Annotated in this window: 19 protein-coding genes and 1 tRNA gene; 16 read left to right on the top strand and 4 right to left on the bottom strand. The window is 55.1% G+C overall.

Features of this window, described 5'->3' with window-relative positions; translation table 11 throughout:
• The first annotated feature begins 1 nt into the window (after nucleotide 1).
• The 6 genes from tssF (at nucleotide 2) to P346_RS12710 (ending at nucleotide 5703) form a co-directional block, all read left to right on the top strand.
• Nucleotides 2-1756, top strand: a complete 1755-nt coding sequence (gene tssF / locus P346_RS12685; RefSeq protein WP_032659254.1) for a type VI secretion system baseplate subunit TssF — start codon at nucleotides 2-4, stop codon at nucleotides 1754-1756.
• The gene (gene tssG, locus P346_RS12690) at nucleotides 1720-2805 is read left to right on the top strand and encodes a type VI secretion system baseplate subunit TssG (protein WP_032659251.1); all 1086 of its coding nucleotides are present in this window, start codon (nucleotides 1720-1722) and stop codon (nucleotides 2803-2805) included. Before tssF ends, tssG begins: the two co-directional genes overlap by 37 nt.
• Nucleotides 2783-3328 carry a type VI secretion system lipoprotein TssJ gene (tssJ, locus tag P346_RS12695; RefSeq protein WP_032659249.1) on the top strand — a complete coding sequence of 182 codons (546 nt, stop codon included), beginning with the start codon at nucleotides 2783-2785 and terminating at the stop codon, nucleotides 3326-3328. Before tssG ends, tssJ begins: the two co-directional genes overlap by 23 nt.
• Nucleotides 3328-3783, top strand: coding sequence for a type VI secretion system baseplate subunit TssE (gene tssE / locus P346_RS12700; protein WP_032659247.1), 456 nt, complete (start codon nucleotides 3328-3330; stop codon nucleotides 3781-3783). The genes tssJ and tssE overlap by 1 nt, the downstream gene beginning before the upstream one ends.
• Before the next feature lie 14 nt (nucleotides 3784-3797).
• A complete protein-coding gene (locus P346_RS12705; protein WP_032659245.1) occupies nucleotides 3798-4268 on the top strand; it encodes a hypothetical protein in 471 nt (156 codons plus the stop codon).
• Between the two features lie 103 nt (nucleotides 4269-4371).
• Entirely contained in the window at nucleotides 4372-5703 is a 1332-nt protein-coding gene (locus tag P346_RS12710; protein WP_032659243.1) for a VasL domain-containing protein, read from the top strand.
• A 49-nt stretch (nucleotides 5704-5752) separates the two neighbouring features.
• Here the strand turns inward: P346_RS12710 and P346_RS12715 are convergent.
• Together P346_RS12715 and P346_RS12720 are read right to left on the bottom strand one after the other, a co-directional pair.
• A tRNA-Arg gene (locus P346_RS12715) sits at nucleotides 5753-5824 on the bottom strand.
• A gap of 75 nt (nucleotides 5825-5899) precedes the next feature.
• Nucleotides 5900-6829 carry a formate/nitrite transporter family protein gene (locus P346_RS12720; protein WP_032659242.1) on the bottom strand — a complete coding sequence of 310 codons (930 nt, stop codon included), beginning with the start codon at nucleotides 6827-6829 and terminating at the stop codon, nucleotides 5900-5902.
• A 315-nt stretch (nucleotides 6830-7144) separates the two neighbouring features.
• Between P346_RS12720 and mlaA the strand changes: the two genes are divergently transcribed.
• Entirely contained in the window at nucleotides 7145-7897 is a 753-nt protein-coding gene (gene mlaA / locus P346_RS12725) for a phospholipid-binding lipoprotein MlaA (RefSeq protein ID WP_023312585.1), read from the top strand.
• 45 nt (nucleotides 7898-7942) lie between these two features.
• On the opposite strand, the gene fadL is transcribed toward mlaA, so the two are convergent.
• A complete protein-coding gene (gene fadL / locus P346_RS12730; RefSeq protein WP_032659239.1) occupies nucleotides 7943-9265 on the bottom strand; it encodes a long-chain fatty acid transporter FadL in 1323 nt (440 codons plus the stop codon).
• A gap of 372 nt (nucleotides 9266-9637) precedes the next feature.
• Between fadL and P346_RS12735 the strand changes: the two genes are divergently transcribed.
• The 4 genes from P346_RS12735 to sixA all read left to right on the top strand — a co-directional run bounded on the left by P346_RS12735 (nucleotide 9638) and on the right by sixA (nucleotide 14353).
• The gene (locus P346_RS12735) at nucleotides 9638-9922 is read left to right on the top strand and encodes a YfcZ/YiiS family protein (protein ID WP_024907659.1); all 285 of its coding nucleotides are present in this window, start codon (nucleotides 9638-9640) and stop codon (nucleotides 9920-9922) included.
• Nucleotides 9923-10200: 278 nt separating this feature from the next.
• Nucleotides 10201-11511, top strand: coding sequence for an acetyl-CoA C-acyltransferase FadI (gene fadI, locus P346_RS12740; RefSeq protein ID WP_032659236.1), 1311 nt, complete (start codon nucleotides 10201-10203; stop codon nucleotides 11509-11511).
• Nucleotides 11511-13658: a fatty acid oxidation complex subunit alpha FadJ gene (gene fadJ / locus P346_RS12745; RefSeq protein ID WP_032659233.1), complete on the top strand. Its 2148-nt coding sequence runs from the start codon at nucleotides 11511-11513 to the stop codon at nucleotides 13656-13658. The genes fadI and fadJ overlap by 1 nt, the downstream gene beginning before the upstream one ends.
• A gap of 209 nt (nucleotides 13659-13867) precedes the next feature.
• Entirely contained in the window at nucleotides 13868-14353 is a 486-nt protein-coding gene (gene sixA, locus P346_RS12750) for a phosphohistidine phosphatase SixA (protein WP_032659231.1), read from the top strand.
• 46 nt (nucleotides 14354-14399) lie between these two features.
• On the opposite strand, the gene smrB is transcribed toward sixA, so the two are convergent.
• On the bottom strand, nucleotides 14400-14951 hold the full coding sequence (gene smrB, locus P346_RS12755; protein ID WP_032659228.1) for an endonuclease SmrB: 552 nt from the start codon (nucleotides 14949-14951) through the stop codon (nucleotides 14400-14402).
• A 145-nt stretch (nucleotides 14952-15096) separates the two neighbouring features.
• On the opposite strand from smrB, the gene prmB reads away from it, so the two are divergent.
• Genes prmB through P346_RS12780 form a run of 5 tightly spaced genes read left to right on the top strand, consistent with a single transcriptional unit; the run spans nucleotide 15097 to nucleotide 19356 of the window.
• Nucleotides 15097-16029: a 50S ribosomal protein L3 N(5)-glutamine methyltransferase gene (gene prmB / locus P346_RS12760; RefSeq protein ID WP_008502612.1), complete on the top strand. Its 933-nt coding sequence runs from the start codon at nucleotides 15097-15099 to the stop codon at nucleotides 16027-16029.
• Between the two features lie 60 nt (nucleotides 16030-16089).
• Nucleotides 16090-17175, top strand: coding sequence for a chorismate synthase (aroC, locus tag P346_RS12765; protein ID WP_032659225.1), 1086 nt, complete (start codon nucleotides 16090-16092; stop codon nucleotides 17173-17175).
• A gap of 2 nt (nucleotides 17176-17177) precedes the next feature.
• Entirely contained in the window at nucleotides 17178-18002 is an 825-nt protein-coding gene (gene mepA / locus P346_RS12770) for a penicillin-insensitive murein endopeptidase (protein ID WP_023312576.1), read from the top strand.
• Nucleotides 18002-18811, top strand: a complete 810-nt coding sequence (locus tag P346_RS12775; protein ID WP_032659223.1) for a sulfite exporter TauE/SafE family protein — start codon at nucleotides 18002-18004, stop codon at nucleotides 18809-18811. The genes mepA and P346_RS12775 overlap by 1 nt, the downstream gene beginning before the upstream one ends.
• On the top strand, nucleotides 18811-19356 hold the full coding sequence (locus tag P346_RS12780) for an elongation factor P hydroxylase (protein ID WP_029740205.1): 546 nt from the start codon (nucleotides 18811-18813) through the stop codon (nucleotides 19354-19356). The genes P346_RS12775 and P346_RS12780 overlap by 1 nt, the downstream gene beginning before the upstream one ends.
• The last annotated feature ends 11 nt before the right edge of the window (nucleotides 19357-19367 follow it).

Here is a 19367-nt window from a genome sequence, read left to right as displayed (position 1 = left end):
TATGGACGATTTAACCCTGCGTTATTACGACGCTGAAATGCGCTACCTGCTGGAAGCTGGCGAAGAATTCGCCCGCGCTCACCCCGAGCAGGCAGCAATGCTCAATCTCGATAAAGCCGGCGCGCGCGATCCTTACGTCGAGCGCCTGTTCGAAGGCTTTGCCTTCCTGATGGGGCGGCTTCGAGAGAAGCTTGATGATGACCTTCCTGAACTGACCGAAGGGCTGGTCAGTCTATTGTGGCCGCATTACCTGCGCACCATACCGTCGATGTCGGTGGTGGAGTTCACCCCTGGCTGGCGAGAAATGAAAGAGCAGATGCGTATTGTCAAAGGTTTCGAGATTAACTCGCGGCCGATCGGTGAAAAGGGTACGCGCTGTCGGTACACCACAACTAAAGAGATAACTCTCCAGCCGCTGTCGCTGGAACTCGCTCGCCTGTCTACTGACCCTGACGGACGTTCGGTTATCAGCCTGCGTTTTAACTGCAGCCATCTTGCTGACTGGAGCCGTGTCGATCTCAGCCAGATCCCGTTCTACTTCAATGCAGACGCCCCGCTGGCCTGCGCTATGCACGAAGCCTTCACCATGAATGTTGCTCGCCTGTGGCTGCGGATGCCGGGAGACATGGACAGAAAACCGCTCGACGGGTATTTCAACGCGCTGGGTTTTGGCGACGATGACGACCTGTGGCCGAAGGGAAGCAGCAGCTTTAGCGGTTATCAGTTGCTGCTAGAGTACTTCACCTTTCGTGAGAAATTCATGTTCACTTGCCTGCGTGGACTAGATGGCGTCAACTTCCCGGCTGAGCTTCCCTGGTTTGAAATCGACGTGGTGCTGGCAGAACGCTGGGAGCATGACTTTAACTTTACCGAAAAACACCTGCGCCTGAACTGCGTGCCGGTGATTAACCTGTTCCCGCTGGAATCTGACCCGCTGACGCTCAACTCCCTGCAGACTGAGTATATGCTGCGCCCGATGCGCGTGCAGGATGGCCATACCGAGATTTACGCGGTCGATTCGGTGATGTCATCGAGCCAGCATACCTACGTGCCGTTCTCAAGCTTCCGCCACAAAGGCGGAATGATGCGCCATGAAGCCCCGGAATATTACTACCACACCCGCGTGCGCCGCGGTCCGTCAGGGCTGCACAATACGTGGCTTATCCTGGGTGGCGAAGCGTTTGATAATCACACCGTCCCTGAGGATGAAAGCCTGTCTCTGACGCTCACCGGTACCAACGGCCAGCTGCCGAGACGGGCGCTGCAAAGTACCGTGCTCGATACGGTGATGAAAACCACGTCGGCCAGTATCGCCGTGCGCAACCTGTGTGCGCCGACGCTGCCCTGTTATCCACCAGCGCAGGACCGTTTCCACTGGCGCGTGCTGAGCCATCTCGGCAGCGGGTTCCTGTCGATGATGGATAACGCCGATGTGCTGCGCGGTACCCTGGCGCTGTATGAATGGACGGATAGTGAGATGAACCGCCGTCGCCTGGAAGCTATCATCGACGTGAAGCACAGTGAAACCGAGCGATTTGAGCAGGGATATCTGGTTCGGGGGGTGCAAATTGAGGTGACGCTGGACAGCCACGGCTTTGCCGGACGCGGCGACATCTGCCTGTTCGGCGAGATGCTGAGCCGCTTCTTCGCGCTCTACACCGATATCTATCTGTTTAACCACCTGATTATTATTCTGCAACCAACCGGAGAACGCCTGGAATGGGAAGAGAAGCACAATCGCCGCATTCCCGGCTGACACCGAGGCTTGAGGCCGACCTTCACCGCATTAACTTCTATCGGTTATGTCAGCTGCTGGAGAAACGCAACCCGGGCAGGCCGTTAATGGGATCGACCAGCCATCCCTCTGATGACCCGGTACGCTTTGCGCCGCATCCTGGGATGGGGTTTCCGGTCAGCGAACTGAAGGCTGTCGAATATGATGAAGACGATGACAGCAAGCCAGCAGTTATTCGCACCACCTTTATGGGCCTGTACGGTGTCGATTCACCCTTACCGACGGCGTATCTGGATGACATCACCCAGCGCCGGGAAGGGCATGAGGCGCTGCAGGGTTTTCTGGATATTTTCAGTCATCGGATCCTGACGCAGTTTTACCGCGTCTGGCGTAAATACTCATATCCGGCCACGTTTGAGCCCGGCGGAACCGACAGCATTTCGCGGTCGTTATTGGGTCTGGTGGGGCTTGGGATACCGGGCACGGCAAATCACATTGCCACTCCAGTGTCGCGATTTCTGGCCCTGTTGGGGGTTCTGCAACAGCCGGGCAAAACTCAGGAAGGGATGCAGGCACTGGTGAGCCTGCTTGCCCCCGATACGACGGTGCAGGTGAGTCCGTATTGTCTGCGCCCTGTAGAGATCAACAGGCCGCTGGGTTTTTACGGTGACCAAGATTTTCTGCTTGATGGCAATACGCCGCTGGGTGACGAAGCGATGGATGCCGGCAGCCAGCTGCTGGTAGCTCTCGCGACGGACAACGAACAGGAAGCGCAGGGCTGGAAACCGGATGGCCAGTTGTACCAGGACTTTCTGGTGATGCTGCGGGTTTATCTGGGCTGGCGGTTTAAAGCCAGAATGACCCTGACGACGTCTGTGCGACTGCTGGCCGTACCCCCGCTGGGTGAGAAATCTTTCTGGCTGGGAATGAACGGCGTGCTGGGAGCAGAAGATGATAGCCTTCCTGATGACATTCCTGAAACCTTCACGACAGAGTTGGGATATTACAGCGGGTTGGAGCCCGCGAAACCACAACAAGGAAACCGACGTGTTACGTACAAGTTTAACTAAAACTGCGCGCTGGATGATGCCTCTCACGGCGCTTATTCTGACAGGTTGCGGGGTGACGCAGAGCGTCACCGACGGTACCAAATCGGTGTTTAATTCTGTGTTCTATAAAAAAATTAAAATCCTGCATCTGGATTTCACCGCCCGCGAAGCGCTGAACACCGACTCTCGCGAAAATAACTCGCTGTCTGAGCCTGTCGTGCTCCGGGTTTACCAACTCAAAGACCGCAAAACCTTTGATAAGACGGTTTATCAGCAATTGCTTCAGGATGATGCCAGCATCCTCAAAGACGACATGCTGGCCAGTCGTAATATCGTGGTAAAACCGGGAGGGGATGCGAGCCTTGATATGCCGATGGAAGAAGAGGCGCAGTTTGTCGCGGTAGTGGGGCTGTTCCGCCATCCGGACATGACCAACGACACCTGGAAGCAGGTTATCAAGCGCAGCGATCTGGATCCGGATAAACCGCGCATTCTGGAAGCCGGCGAGAACCATCTGACGCTGAAACCGCTTAAGGACGACTGATGCCCTACGGACATAACACGCCTTCGCTGTATGAAATGTTAACTGGAAATTTTACAGGCGGACTCAACCTTAGTCAGGTCAGTGAAGAAAACCAGGTCATCCTTTCGGTTCTGGACAACATGCAGCGCGTTCTCAACTGTCGCGCCGGCACGCTGGCGCATCTGCCTGATTATGGGCTGCCCGATATGACAAAAATCCTGCAGGGGATGCCGGGAACGGCTCATGAACTCATGGGCACATTGTCTGCCGTCCTGCTCAAATATGAACCGCGCCTGAAAAAGATAGACGTTGTTCTGCTGGAGCAGAACATTCCCGGCGAGCTGCGCTATGCCATTGACGCTGAACTTAAAGGGGTTGGTCTGGTGCGCTACGGGACTGAGTTTATGCCCGAAGGACGGGTCCTGTTGCGGCATCTCAGGCAACAGCAGTATCTCGACACAACACCCCGTATATAAGGTCAGATAACACCATGTCAGTAAAATCACAGTTCCTGAGGAAGCTGCAGGCCAGACAGCCTGCACCCGTTCCCGCAGTTAGCAAGAGTCAGGCCGATATTGCAGCGTTTCGCCAGCGAATGGCTCAGCTTCAGGATCAAATGGATGCGTGGCTGACAGATACCGGACTGAATGCAGAGCCACTGACGGTATATGTTCCGGACCTGCTGGTGGAGGGCGGGGCTTTTGATATTTCCGGTATCGTCCTGCGTTATGGTAACCGGGCGGTTAAGTTTATGCCGATATTTCTGTATGGACAGGGAGTTGCAGGCTGTGTCGAGGTGACTTTTTTTTCCGGGTACAACGCGATTTCTCAAGGACGCCTGTTCATGCGGGTGGGGAGCGTAAATGACTGGATCTTTACTCCCCCTGATACATCACCTCAGTCAGGACAACTATTTGATGAAGGTGTTTTTTTCGGTCTGATTTTAGCGCTGCTGCCCTAGCAATAACATTCATTTCTTTATTAGTCATTGCGTTTCTACACGCAAAACTGCCTTACACATCAACTGACGATATTAACCGACACGGATATGCAGGCCCTGCAGAATGACCAAACATATAACGTTAAAAACCGGCGGCGACCCGCGTACGCTGCCAGATTATGCCGCCCTCCGCGATGAACTCAGTAAGCTTACACATCCCGCTCGCCCTGATGTGAACTGGCAATATGTCCAAAGACTCTGTCTCTCAATGTTTGAACAGAACGGTGTGGAGTTGCAGACAGCAGCCTGGTACACCCTTGCCCGTACTCACCTGTCTGGATTAGCTGGCCTGAATGAAGGGCTGACGATTCTGGAGGCCCAGATTAGCCGCCAGTGGGACACCTTATGGCCGAAGGCACAACATGCTCGTATGGAAATCCTTAGCGGCCTTAGCCAGCGCCTGCAGCAGAGCATGCGTATGTTTCCATTCAACAGCAGCCATCTTAGTGAGCTTTATCGTGCTGAAGCGTTACTCACCAGCCTGAGCGCGGTGCTCCAGCGCCTTGAGCTTAAACACCTTAGCCAGTTCGATACGTTACGAACGTTGATACGTTCAAATGCTGAACGGCTGGAAAGCAGTAATGACACATCAGATTTGAATGTGAATATGAAGCCCGATAGCGAATCGCCTCTGGATAAAGCCGAACCGATCGAAGAGGTGAAATGGGTATATGTGGTGCATCAGGAAAATCAGCCGAATGGAGAGGATCGCACGACAGCCCCCGTGCCCGTCAGGCAGTGGAAACCCTTTTTTGCCGGGATGTGTTCCACGCTGGTGGTTTGTATCGCTGTGGCGTGGGGATGGGTTTCTTTTTCCAGACCCGACCCCCTGGCGACTCAGGCTTTTGCCTCTCTGGCTCCGTTACCTGAAGTGCTCACGCCTTTGCAGCAAAACGCGTTAACACTGCGAGGTAGTTTACCGTCCACGTTTATCACAGACACGCAGCAGCAGCTTGCCCGCCTGGATAAACTGCCTCCTGACTGGAATATTTCCTACAGCCTTCAGCTGTTAAAGCAGCTCCAGACATTATGGCCGGAGGAGGCGAAACCCCTCACAATGCAGTGGCAGCAAAAATTTAACGCGGCAGCGTTACCTGTCGACGCAATGAACAGCTGGTATCAAGGAATGATGACGCTTCAACAGCTGAGTCATCGGTTGAGTAGTCTGGACGAGCAAAAAGGAAAATACATCACGGTAAGCGAGCTTAAATCCGTGGTTTTTTCGACTATACAGTCATTCAACCAAACGATACCGGCTGAAGAACAGCTCAGGCGCCTGTCGCAGCATCCAGCAGGAGATGCGCTTCCTGAAGCAGAAAAGACTCAACTGGAGTTGCGTCTTAAACAGCTGGCAACGCGTTACGCTCAAATAAAACAGGATTCTTCTGCCCAGTGAATTCTGGCGGTGGACAAACGAATGTACTGGAAAAAGCGGGAGGGTAAAGTGTCCCCTGCAGGAATCGAACCTGCAACTAGCCCTTAGGAGGGGCTCGTTATATCCATTTAACTAAGGGGACGAGGCGGCACGAGTATAGCCTTATTTACACTTTGCGTTAAGCGCATCGCCGCCTGACTGCTCAAAGAGTCACCATTCAGGTCGATTTTTTTGTCGATTTATCATCATTTTCCCGTGCCTTAAGCTCAGCTTTGCGTTTGTTCGACATGTCGTTACGAATTTGGGCATGGCTTAGCAGCGCGAAGATAAACGTTCCGCCGCAAATGTTTCCCGCCAGCGTCGGAAGGGCAAACGGCCAGAAGAAATCGCTCCAGTGAAGCGTACCGTTAAAGACCAGATACAGGATTTCAACGGTACCGACCACAATATGCGTGGTGTCCGCCAGCGCAATTAGCCAGGTCATCAATATGATCACCACAATTTTGGCGCTTCCCGCTGAAGGAAACATCCAGACCATCGTGGCGATAATCCAGCCAGAGATGATGGCGTTGGAGAACATCTCGACCGGCGTGTTTTTCATTACGTCCATGCCGATTTTCACAAACGCATCCCGGGTGGGTTCATCAAAGATCGGCATATATTCAAACGCCCATGCCGCGATGCCCGTGCCGATGATATTACCCAGCAGGACCACGCTCCAGAGCCGCATCAATAAGCCGAAATTACCGAGTGTGGGGTTTTGCATCACCGGCAGCACGGCGGTCACCGTGTTTTCGGTAAACAGCTGCTGGCGGGCCATGATGACAATAATAAAGCCGAAGGTATAGCCGAGGTTTTCCAGTAAAAATCCACCGGGTACGCCTTCGAGCTGCACATGAAATATCCCTTTCGCAAGCAGAGATGCGCTCATTGAGAGCCCGGCAGCGATGGCTGACCAGAAGAGGGCCATCGCGTCGCGCTCCATCTCTTTTTCACCGTCCTGGCGTATATGCTCGTGGATGGCCATTGCGCGGGAGGGGAGACGATCTTCATCAATTTCTATCTTCTCGCCGCGCGCTTTCTCCTCGCTTTCAATTTCAAGCTCCTCAGTGCTCTCACCAATTTTTTCTTCGCCTACATCTTTCATATCTGCTCCCGGAGGTTGATCTTTCTGTTAAGCGTAGCGGCTTTTATCGGGATGCCTGTGGGGATGCTCTTAAATTGGTGGCAATGACAACAAAGGTGATACATCTCTTTCAAAGACATTATAAAATTGCCAGCGAAACGAATTCCTAAAGCCAGGCTATGCTGAGATCAGAGTCACGGTGATTACTGCCCGTAATTGTGCTCATAGACATCGGTAAACGTGCTGTTACAATCGCTTGCACGTTTACAGACGGAGCGTCAACGGCTCCGTTACGGATGGCAATCAACGATAGCCATACTGAACAGGGAGATATTTATGAAACTTCGGCTGTCGGCGCTTGCGCTTGGCGCGACGATGCTTGTGGGCTGCGCCAGCTCCGGTGAGCAAACGGGACGCTCCGATCCTCTCGAAGGATTTAACCGCTCAATGTATAGCTTCAACTACAACGTACTGGACCCGTATGTGGTTCGTCCGGTGGCTGTAGCATGGCGCGATTATGTTCCACAACCCGCGCGTAACGGGTTAAGTAACTTTACCAGCAACCTCGAAGAGCCTGCGGTAATGGTGAACTACTTCCTGCAGGGCGACCCGTATCAGGGGATGGTCCACTTTACCCGTTTCTTCCTGAACTCCATTCTGGGGATGGGGGGCTTTATTGATGTTGCAGGTATGGCTAACCAGAAACTGCAGCGTGAACAGCCGCACCGTTTCGGCAGCACAATGGGACACTATGGCGTAGGGTATGGTCCTTACGTGCATTTACCGTTCTACGGTAGTTTCACCCTCCGTGATGATGGCGGCGATATGGTGGATACGCTGTATCCAGTCCTGTCGTGGCTGACCTGGCCACTGTCGGTGGGTAAATGGACGGTGGAAGGGATTGAAACTCGCGCGCAACTGCTCGACTCCGATGGTCTGCTGCGCCAGTCTTCTGACCCGTACATTATGGTGCGTGAAGCGTACTTCCAGAATCATGACTTTATTGCCAACGGCGGTAAGCTGAAGCCGGAAGAGAATCCAAACGCGAAGGCGATCGAAAACGAACTAAAAGATATCGATTCGGAGTAAATAAAAAAGGTGAGCAATGGCTCACCTTTTTTGATTCCAGCGCGATTAGAACGCGTAGTTGAAGTTCATGCCGTACAGCCAGGCTTTACCTTCGGAAGAGAACTCATACGGACCTTCCTTGAAGTTAACTTTTTGACCGTGCATATAAGATATGCCCGCATCAATAGAAGCATCCTTGTTGAATGCATAGGTCGCACCAGCGCTCAGCCAGAAGCGGTCCTGATCCGGAATTGAGATAGAGCGTTTGTCTGCTGGTACCGGACTATCATCGAAGGCAATACCGGTACGGAATGTCCAGTTGTCATCCATATAGTAAGTTGTCCCCAGCGCGATGCGGTAAGCATCACGGAAGCTCTCATCTTTATAGAAGAGCGTGTCGCCGTTGCTGTTGGTCGCCTTCAGCTCCTGGAACTGGCTCCAGCTGGTGTAGGTCAGGCTATAGTGAACTGCCCACTGAGGCGCCACTTTGTTATAACCTGACAATTCCCACATTTCTGGTAAGTGCAGGCTCAGAGAGCCGCCAGTGGTTTGGCCATTGGTTCCCATCGGCAGACCGAAGTTGCCGAGGATCTGGTTATAAGCAGAAGGGAGGCTGCTTTTGTAATCTCCATCAAAATCGATTTTTACTTCTGAACGGTAGGTAAAGCCGTAACGGTTGTTTTTATCGAGTTCATAAAGGATACCGGCGTTCCAGCCAAAGCCCCACTCATCGCCCTTCAGATAAGCGATCTGAGTATCTGCCGGGATACCAGCCACACGCTGTGCCAGGGCTGGTGGGAGTGCGCCTGAGCCAGCGACGACTTTGCCCAGGTCGCCCGCGTAACGTTCGATCTTCGCTTTAGCATACACAGCATCAAAGCCAACACCGAAACTCCAGTGATTATCCAGACGGTAAGCACCGCTCAGGTTCAGGTTCAGGGTTTCCAGGTCGGTTTTACCGCCAAACGCTCCAGCTGCATAGTCGTTATTGAACTCGGTTGCTAAACCGTAGTTAGAGGTCACGGATGCGCCCCAGCCGAACTGGTCGTTAATCGGCGCCACGAAGTGCATGTTTGGAACCCATGCCGTTGGGGCAATGTTATCCGATTTCAGATCGGCACCTGTTGGAGAACGGCCCGAGATATCAACACCTGGATCGACAAAAATTGCACCGGCAGAGAAAGTCGGACGATCGAACATCATGATCAACGCGGGGTTACGACTCGCGTTACCCGCATCATCAGCAATAGCGCCTTCCCCGGAATACGCACGGCCAAGGCCAGAGGAAGAAAATTCGTTTAACTGAAAGCCCGCTGACCAGGCGGAAGTGGAGACGAGTGCCACTGCGACTGCCAGCGCAGTCTTGTTGAACAGGGTTTTCTGGCTCATGACCATAACCTCATTGAGTTATTTTTATTCAATAATTGTTACATACCGTAACAGGAGCGCGAAGTGTAGGGTCTGAGGTATGACAGACAAATCAGACCAGTGGCCAGAGTATAGGTCTGACCAGCCTGAATGTTGCAAGTTTGTTTATTAATATTTTCAAACATGTTTCGTGAAACGAGATCTGGTTGGCAAAATTGTGACCATCACGACTCACCCAAAAGGGTGGTTTTTGTTTTAGATCATTTTTTAGTGTGATATTGGTCACTTATCCGCTTTTGCGCCATTAACGGCTGGAGAGCGCCCGCTCCGGGGCGTAAAATATCAGCATCGTGTCTATCTCGCGCGCTGCGCGAATACAGAGGAAATTGAGCTATGAGTAAATGCAGTGCTGATGAAACCCCGGTTTGCTGCTGTATGGATGTTGGGACCATCATGGACAACACCGATTGCACCGCCTCTTACAGCCGTGTATTCACCAACCGTGCGGAAGCGGAAGAGACCCTGACCGCGCTGAGCAAGCGTGCGCGTGACGTTGAATCCGATCCGTGTGAAATCAAGTCTACCTTTACCGAAGTGGAAGGTGGCGTGAAGCTGGACATCGACTTTGTCTTCGCCTGTGAAGCAGAAACGCTGATTTTCCAGCTGGGCCTGCGTTAATTTCTGCGGCCTGAAGCCTTCACCCCGACCCTCTCCCACGGGAGAGGGGGCAAACATTAAAAACGGTAACCTACGGGTTACCGTTTTGCTTTTACCTTGCCCACCCGGCAACAAACCGCACAAATGCCTCTGCCATGCAGGGGCATTTTCTTTTTCTTCTCTGTGCCTTAGCTCGCACTTTTTCGTTTCCCCGATTGGCTGAATGTAAAAAAATGGTTAAGACTATTATCAGGTCAGACCACTATATGTTTGATAAAATTTTTTTACAGGGGAGTGTTATGAGTCAGGCATTACCGCTTATTACCCGTCAGGGCGATCGCATTGCCATAGTCAGTGGATTGCGCACGCCATTTGCGCGTCAGGCAACGGCGTTTCATGGCATACCGGCCGTCGACCTGGGGAAAATGGTGGTGGGGGAGATGCTGGCTCGCAGCGAAATTCCGCCTGAGGTCATCGAACAGCTGGTATTTGGTCAGGTTGTGCAGATGCCTGAAGCCCCCAATATCGCGCGTGAAATCGTCCTCGGTACCGGGATGAACGTGCATACCGATGCCTACAGCGTCAGCCGCGCCTGCGCAACCAGCTTCCAGGCCGTGGCTAACGTCGCCGAAAGCCTGATGGCGGGCACGATTCGCGCCGGGATTGCGGGTGGGGCGGACTCCTCTTCGGTGCTGCCGATTGGGGTCAGTAAAAAGCTGGCGCGCATCCTGGTGGATGCCAATAAAGCCCGCACAATGGGTCAGAAACTCAAACTCTTCTCGCGTTTACGCCTGCGCGACCTCATGCCCGTGCCACCTGCCGTAGCGGAATACTCCACCGGCCTGCGCATGGGCGATACCGCCGAGCAGATGGCTAAAACGTATGGCATTACCCGTGAACAGCAGGATGCCCTGGCGCATCGCTCGCATCAGCTTGCGGCAAAAGCCTGGTCGGAAGGCAAGCTGACCGACGAGGTCATGACCGCCTATATTCCTCCCTACCGTCAACCGCTTGTGGAAGATAACAATATTCGCGGCACCTCGACGCTGGCGGATTACGCAAAGCTGCGCCCGGCGTTTGACCGCAAGCACGGCACGGTGACGGCGGCGAACAGTACGCCGCTGACGGACGGCGCAGCCGCCGTGATCCTGATGACCGAATCCCGAGCGAAGGAGCTGGGCATTACTCCCCTGGGCTATCTACGCAGCTATGCCTTCACCGCCATTGATGTCTGGCAGGACATGCTGTTAGGTCCGGCGTGGTCAACGCCGCTGGCGCTGGAGCGCGCGGGGCTGACGCTGGCTGATTTAACCCTGATTGATATGCACGAAGCGTTTGCCGCGCAAACCCTGGCAAACGTACAGCTGCTGGCAAGCGAGCGTTTCGCGCGCGACCTGCTGGGCCGCGCCCACGCCACGGGCGAAGTGGATCAGAGTAAATTCAACGTGCTGGGCGGCTCTATCGCCTATGGTCATCCGTTTGCCGCCACAGGGGCGAGGATGATCACGCAAACATTACATGAACTCCGTCGCCGTGGCGGCGGATTTGGCCTCGTTACCGCCTGTGCGGCGGGTGGCCTTGGCGCAGCAATGGTTCTGGAGGCTGAATAATGGATATGCCATCTGCATTTAATCTGACGGTTCGCCTCGATAACGTGGCCGTTATCACTATTGATGTGCCTGATGAAAAGATGAATACCCTGAAGGCCGAATTTGGTGTTCAGGTGCGTGCGATGCTAAAGCAGATCCGCGACAACAAAGCGATTCGTGGTCTGGTGTTTATCTCTGCCAAGCCGGATAACTTTATCGCCGGCGCGGATATCAACATGATCGCCCGGGCGAAAAGCGCTCTGGAAGCCGAAGAGCTGGCGCGTCAGGGCCAGCAGGTGATGGCGGAGATCAACGGTCTGCCGATCCCGGTTATTGCAGCGATCCACGGTGCCTGTCTGGGCGGTGGGCTTGAGCTGGCGCTGGCCTGTCACAGCCGGATTTGCACCGACGATGCGAAAACGATTCTGGGTCTGCCGGAAGTGCAGCTGGGCCTGCTGCCTGGCTCCGGCGGAACGCAACGGCTGCCGCGCCTGGTGGGCGTCAGCACGGCGCTGGAGATGATCTTAACCGGTAAACAGCTGCGTGCCCGTCAGGCGCTGAAAGCCGGTCTGGTCGATGACGTCGTGCCGCAGTCCATTTTGCTGGAGGCCGCCGTTGAGCTTGCGCTGAAAGGGCGTCAGGCAAAACGTCCTCTGCCGGTACGCGAGCGCGTGCTGGCCGGCCCGCTGGGAAGAACGCTCCTGTTCAACATGGTGGGCAAAAAGACCGAACAAAAAACCAAAGGCAATTACCCGGCGGCAAAGCGGATCCTGGACGTGATCGAAACCGGGCTGTCGCAGGGCAGCAGCAGCGGCTATGCCGCGGAGGCCAAAGCCTTTGGCGAACTGGCGATGACGCCGCAGTCGCAGGCGCTGCGCAGCATCTTCTTCGCCAGTACGGACGTGAAAAAAGATCCTGGCAGCGAGGCGCAGCCTGCGCCGCTGCGTGCCATTGGCGTACTGGGTGGGGGGCTCATGGGCGGCGGAATCTCTTTTGTTACCGCCAGCAAAGGCAAATTGCCTGTACGAATCAAAGACATTAATCCTAAGGGGATCAACCACGCGCTGCAGTACAGCTGGCAGAACCTTGATCAAAAGGTCAAGCGCCGCCATATCAAGGCAAGCGAGCGTGATAAAACCCTGGCGATGATCTCCGGTACGACGGATTACAGCGGTTTTGCGCACCGCGATCTGGTGATTGAAGCCGTGTTTGAAGATCTGGCGCTTAAGCAGCAGATGGTGGCAGACGTTGAGCAATATTGCGCCCCGCATACCATTTTTGCCTCTAATACATCGTCATTGCCGATTGGCGATATCGCGGCGAAAGCCGCGCGCCCGGAGCAGGTGATTGGGCTGCACTTCTTTAGCCCGGTCGAAAAAATGCCGCTGGTGGAAGTTATTCCACACGCCACTACCAGTCCGCAAACCGTTGCCACCGTGGTGAAGCTGGCGAAAAAACAGGGCAAAACCCCGATTGTGGTAGCGGACAAAGCTGGCTTCTACGTCAACCGCATTCTGGCTCCCTACATTAATGAAGCAATGCGGTTGCTGACGGAAGGGGAGAAGATTGAGCACGTCGACGAGGCGCTGGTAAAGTTTGGTTTCCCCGTTGGCCCAATCCAACTTTTGGATGAGGTGGGAATAGACACCGGCACTAAAATTATACCAGTGCTTGAAGCCGCATATGGCGATCGTTTTAGCCCACCTGCAAACATTGTTTCTGCGATTTTGAAGGACGATCGCAAAGGCAGAAAAAATGAACGCGGTTTCTATCTTTACGGCGCGAAAGGGCGTAAAAGCAGGAAACAGGTCGACCCTTCGGTATATGGACTCATTTCGACCACAGGTCAGGGAAAACTGTCCGCCGTTCAGTGCGCTGAGCGATGCGTGATGATGATGCTCAATGAAGCGGCGCGCTGCTTTGATGAGCAGGTGATCAAGAGTGCACGCGATGGTGACATCGGCGCGGTATTTGGCATTGGTTTCCCGCCGTTCCTTGGCGGCCCGTTCCGTTACATGGATACGCTCGGCGCGGGTGAAGTGGTTGCTATCCTGCAACGTCTGGCTTCGCAATATGGTCCACGGTTTACACCGTGTGACCAATTATTGCAGATGGCGGAACGCGGCCAGACATTTTGGCCTGCAAGGGAAACTGTCCTCGTAAGCTGAGGTCAAAGAAGGGTAAATCCCGAAGTGAATGGACCTGTTCTGGCGATTTTGTAAACAGAGATTGACTATACTTACGCCATTGAGGTAAAAAACAGCGTTTCATTCACCGAATGGATCAGGCACAATGCCCGGCCATCGGGTTTTCTACCTCATAGCATTTATCGCGGGTAGTTAACGCCGGTGATTCTGGTTAACAAAAGCGGTGCAATATGCAAGTTTTTATCATGCGTCACGGCGACGCGGCACTCGATGCCGCCAGTGACTCAGTACGTCCTTTGACCGTCTGTGGCTGCGACGAATCTCGTCTGATGGCGACCTGGCTTAACGGTCAAAAAGTGGACATCGAACGCGTTCTGGTGAGTCCGTTCCTGCGCGCAGAACAGACGCTGGATGTGGTAGGGGAGTGTATGAACCTGCCGACCAGTGTGGATGTTCTGCCTGAACTCACCCCGTGTGGCGATGTAGGCCTTGTCAGCGCTTATCTTCAGGCGCTGTGCAATGAAGGTGTCGCTTCCGCGCTGGTTATTTCCCACCTGCCACTGGTTGGCTATCTGGTATCTGAGCTGTGCCCGGGTGAGACTCCGCCGATGTTCACGACATCCGCCATTGCCAATGTTTCTCTCGACGAAACGGGCAAAGGTGTCTTCAACTGGCAAATGAGTCCGTGCAACCTGAAGATGGCAAAAGCGATCTGACGTGACGCGCGATATGGCGGGGGGCAATGTGCTTCCCGCCATTCTGTCAGGGCAACTCTGGCGGCTGCCACTCTTCCACTTCAATCAACACCAGCAACGCGGCATCTCCGCCGTACTCTTTCGGTGCCTGATGAAAAGCCATGACGTGTGGGTGCTGAGCCAGCCACAGCGGCGTTTGTTGCTTAAGGATATGTTTACCGTGGCCGTGCATCACGCAGGCGCAAAAAACATGTTCACGGCGACAGGCGGCGATCAACGCCCCCAGCTCCTGTTTCGCCTGCATCTGCGTTAAACCGTGCAGATCGAGAAACAGCTCCGGCGAATAATCTCCGCGACGTAACTTTTTCAGCTCAAAATGGCTGACGTCTTCGCGTACGTATTTTACAGCCCCCTGCGTATTGAGCAGCGGCTGAAATTCATCTGAAAAATAGTGGCTGTTATCCGCCTGCTCCTGAAGCAGCCGCTTGACCGGTACTTCGCTGACTTTTTTACGCTGCGGGCGATGAACGATAGTGTCCTGCGTGATTTTCCGCGTCCCGGTCATTAGCTGGCGGAAGAGCGCCTGATCCTCCTCGCTGAGCGATGTTTTCTTTTTCATTCGTCATTCTCATCTCGTATTTCCGACAGTGTACCCGACTAAACGCATTTTTTAACCTCAAGCGAGACGCGTCATTGCTGATTTATCGCCGTCTTCATGGCAAACTAGCCGCCGAAAATTATGCGAGCATGCCCTGGAGGAAAGAGTGGATAAAATATTTGTCGATGAAGCAGTAAACGAGCTGCATACCATACAGGACATGTTGCGCTGGTCGGTTAGCCGCTTCAGCGCCGCCAATATCTGGTACGGTCACGGTACCGATAACCCGTGGGATGAAGCCGTGCAGCTGGTGCTGCCGTCTCTCTACCTGCCGCTGGATATTCCGGAAGACATGCGCACCGCGCGCCTGACCTCCAGCGAAAAACACCGCATCGTTGAGCGCGTGATCCGCCGCGTGAACGAGCGCATTCCGGTCGCCTACCTGACCAACAAAGCCTGGTTCTGCGGCCACGAGTTCTATGTCGATGAACGCGTGCTGGTGCCGCGCTCGCCGATTGGTGAACTGATCAACAACCACTTTGAAGGTCTGATCGGCCATCAGCCGCAGCACATTCTGGATATGTGTACCGGCAGCGGCTGCATCGCGATTGCCTGCGCGTACGCCTTCCCGGAAGCGGAAGTGGACGCCGTCGATATTTCTACCGACGCGCTGGCCGTGACCGAGCACAACATTGAAGAGCACGGCCTGATCCATCACGTTACGCCAATTCGCTCTGACCTGTTCCGCGATCTGCCGACGCTGCAGTACGATCTGATCGTCACCAACCCGCCGTACGTCGATGCGGAAGACATGTCCGATCTGCCGAACGAATATCGTCACGAGCCGGAGCTGGGGCTGGCGTCGGGCTCTGACGGCCTGAAGCTGACCCGCCGCATTCTGGCCTGCGCGCCGGATTACCTGACCGACGATGGCGTTCTGATTTGTGAAGTGGGCAACAGCATGGTACATCTGATAGAGCAATACCCGGATGTACCGTTCACCTGGCTTGAGTTCGACAACGGCGGTGACGGCGTCTTTATGCTGACCAAAGCGCAGCTGCTCGACGCGCGCGAACACTTCAGCATCTATAAAGATTAATCCAGCGGGCTTCGGCCCGTTTCACAACGCTCAAACACAAACAACAACATCGGAGCCGTGATGGCAGGAAACAGTATTGGACAGTTATTCCGCGTGACCACTTTTGGGGAATCACACGGGCTGGCGCTGGGCTGTATCGTTGATGGCGTACCGCCAGGCATCGAACTGACCGAAGCCGATTTACAGCACGACCTCGACCGTCGTCGCCCGGGCACCTCTCGCTACACCACGCAGCGTCGCGAGCCGGACCAGGTCAAAATTCTTTCCGGCGTCTTTGAAGGTCGCACCACCGGGACCAGCATCGGTCTGCTAATCGAAAACACCGATCAGCGCTCCCAGGACTACGGCGCCATCAAAGACGTCTTCCGTCCGGGCCACGCCGACTACACCTACGAACAAAAGTACGGCTTCCGCGACTATCGCGGCGGCGGACGTTCTTCCGCGCGTGAAACCGCGATGCGCGTGGCGGCAGGGGCAATTGCTAAGAAATACCTGCAGCAGAAATTTGGCATCATTATCCGCGGCTGTCTGACCCAGATGGGCGACATTCCGCTGGCGATCAAGGACTGGGATCAGGTTGAACAAAACCCGTTCTTCTGCGCCGATGCCGACAAGCTGGAGGCGCTGGACGAACTGATGCGCGGCCTGAAAAAAGAGGGCGACTCCATTGGCGCGAAAGTGACCGTGGTGGCCGACGGCGTCCCGGCTGGCTGGGGCGAGCCGGTATTTGACCGTCTCGACGCCGACATTGCCCACGCGCTGATGAGCATCAACGCGGTGAAGGGCGTAGAGATTGGCGACGGCTTTGACGTGGTTCAGCTTCGCGGCAGTCAGAACCGCGACGAAATCACGAAAGCGGGCTTCCAGAGCAACCATGCGGGCGGCATCCTGGGCGGTATCAGCAGCGGGCAGCAGATTGTTGCCAACATCGCGCTGAAGCCGACCTCCAGTATCACCGTGCCGGGCCACACGATTAACCGCGATGGCGAAGAAGTTGAGATGATCACCAAAGGACGTCACGATCCGTGCGTGGGGATCCGCGCGGTGCCGATCGCAGAAGCGATGCTGGCGATCGTACTGATGGATCACTTCCTGCGCCAGCGCGCGCAGAATGCGGATGTGACGACCACCATTCCACGCTGGTAAACATGAAAAAAACCGCAATTGCTCTGCTGGCGCTGCTCGCCAGTGGAGCCAGTCTGGCCGCGACGCCATGGCAAAAAATCACCCACCCGGTGGCGGGGAGCGCGCAGTCCATTGGCGCCTTTTCCAACGGCTGTATCGTCGGTGCCCAGGAGCTTCCTCTCCAGTCTGATACTTATCAGGTGATGCGCACCGATCAGCGGCGTTATTTCGGCCACCCGGATCTGGTGCTGTTTATCCAGCGTCTGGGAAATCAGGTGCATAACCTGGGGCTGGGCACGATGCTGATTGGCGATATGGGGATGCCTGCCGGCGGGCGTTTTAACGGTGGGCACGCCAGCCACCAGACCGGACTGGATGTTGATATCTTCCTGCAGCTGCCGAAAGCCCGCTGGACCTCCGCCCAACTGCTGAAACCGCAGGCGCTGGATCTGGTGGCGAGCGACGGAAAGCGCGTTGTGCCGTCTCTGTGGACGCGGGACGTATCCAGCATGATCAAGCTGGCCGCGGAAGATAACGACGTCACGCGGATTTTCGTTAACCCGGCCATCAAGCAGCAGCTTTGTCTGGATGCCGGAACCGATCGCGACTGGCTGCGCAAAGTACGCCCGTGGTTCCAGCATCGTGCGCACATGCACGTTCGTCTGCGCTGTCCGGCGAATAGCCTGGAATGTGAAGATCAGCCGCTACCGCCGCCAGGCGATGGCTGCGGTGCGGAACTGCAAAGCTGGTTTGAGCCGGCAAAACCTGGAACCTCTAAGCCTGAGAAGAAGACACCGCCTCCGTTGCCGCCTTCCTGCCAGGCGCTACTGGATGAGCATGTACTTTAATGGATAATTTCGTCGATCTGTTTATGGTGTCACCGCTGCTGCTGGTGGTGCTGTTCTTTGTGGCCATGCTGGCCGGATTTATCGACGCGCTCGCGGGCGGCGGCGGGTTGTTAACCGTGCCCGCGCTGCTGGCGGCGGGCATGAGCCCGGCGCAGGCGCTTGCCACCAATAAGCTTCAGGCCTGCGGCGGTTCGCTCTCGGCGTCGCTCTATTTTATCCGCCGCAAGGTGGTGAGCCTGGCCGATCAGAAGCTCAATATCCTGCTGACCTTTATCGGCTCCACGTCGGGCGCGCTGCTGGTTCAGCACGTGCAGTCCGATATTTTGCGCCAGATCCTGCCGATTCTGGTTATCTGCATCGGGCTTTACTTCCTGCTGATGCCAAAGCTCGGTGAAGAAGACCGCCAGCGTCGCCTGTACGGCCTGCCGTTTGCCCTGATTGCCGGGGGCAGCGTGGGTTTTTACGACGGTTTCTTCGGGCCGGGGGCGGGTTCATTTTATGCGCTGGCGTTCGTGACGCTGGCCGGGTTTAACCTCGCCAAATCCACCGCCCATGCCAAAGTGCTCAACGCGACCTCAAACGTCGGCGGCCTGCTGCTGTTTATCATTGGCGGCAAGGTTATCTGGGCAACCGGATTTGTGATGATGGCAGGGCAGTTCCTGGGCGCGCGCGCGGGCTCGCGTCTGGTGTTAAGCAAAGGACAAAAACTTATTCGCCCGATGATCGTCATCGTCTCGGCCGTAATGAGCGCCAAACTTCTTTATGACAGCCATGGACAGGAGATCCTCACCTGGTTGGGGATGCACTAATGAACAGTACGCATAAATACGAACAGCTGATTGAGATTTTCGACGGCTGTTTTGCTGACGATTTTAATACCCGTCTGATTAAAGGCGACGACGAACCGATCTATCTTCCTGCTGACGAAGAGGTTCCGTATAACCGCATCGTCTTTGCCCACGGCTTTTACGCCAGCGGCTTGCACGAGATTTCACACTGGTGCATTGCGGGGAAAGCGCGGCGCGAGCTGGTGGACTTCGGCTACTGGTACTGCCCGGACGGACGTGATGCCGCTACCCAGGGGCAGTTTGAAGATGTGGAAGTGAAGCCGCAGGCGCTGGAATGGCTATTCTGCGTCGCGGCGGGTTTCCCGTTCAACGTTAGCTGTGACAACCTCGAAGGCGACTTCGAGCCAGACCGTATCGTCTTCCAGCGCCGCGTTCACGCGCAGGTGATGGAATATCTTGAGAAAGGCATCCCGGAACGTCCGGCACGCCTGATCGAGGCCTTACAGAATTATTACCACACGCCGGTTATCACGGCGGAATGCTTCCCTTGGCCGGAAGATCTTTAACAGAGGAAAGA

Source organism: Enterobacter sp. DC1, from assembly GCF_000568075.1.
GTDB lineage: Bacteria > Pseudomonadota > Gammaproteobacteria > Enterobacterales > Enterobacteriaceae > Enterobacter > Enterobacter asburiae.
Note: the sequence above shows the minus strand (reverse complement) of the source record. Positions and strands in the feature narration are given on the sequence as shown.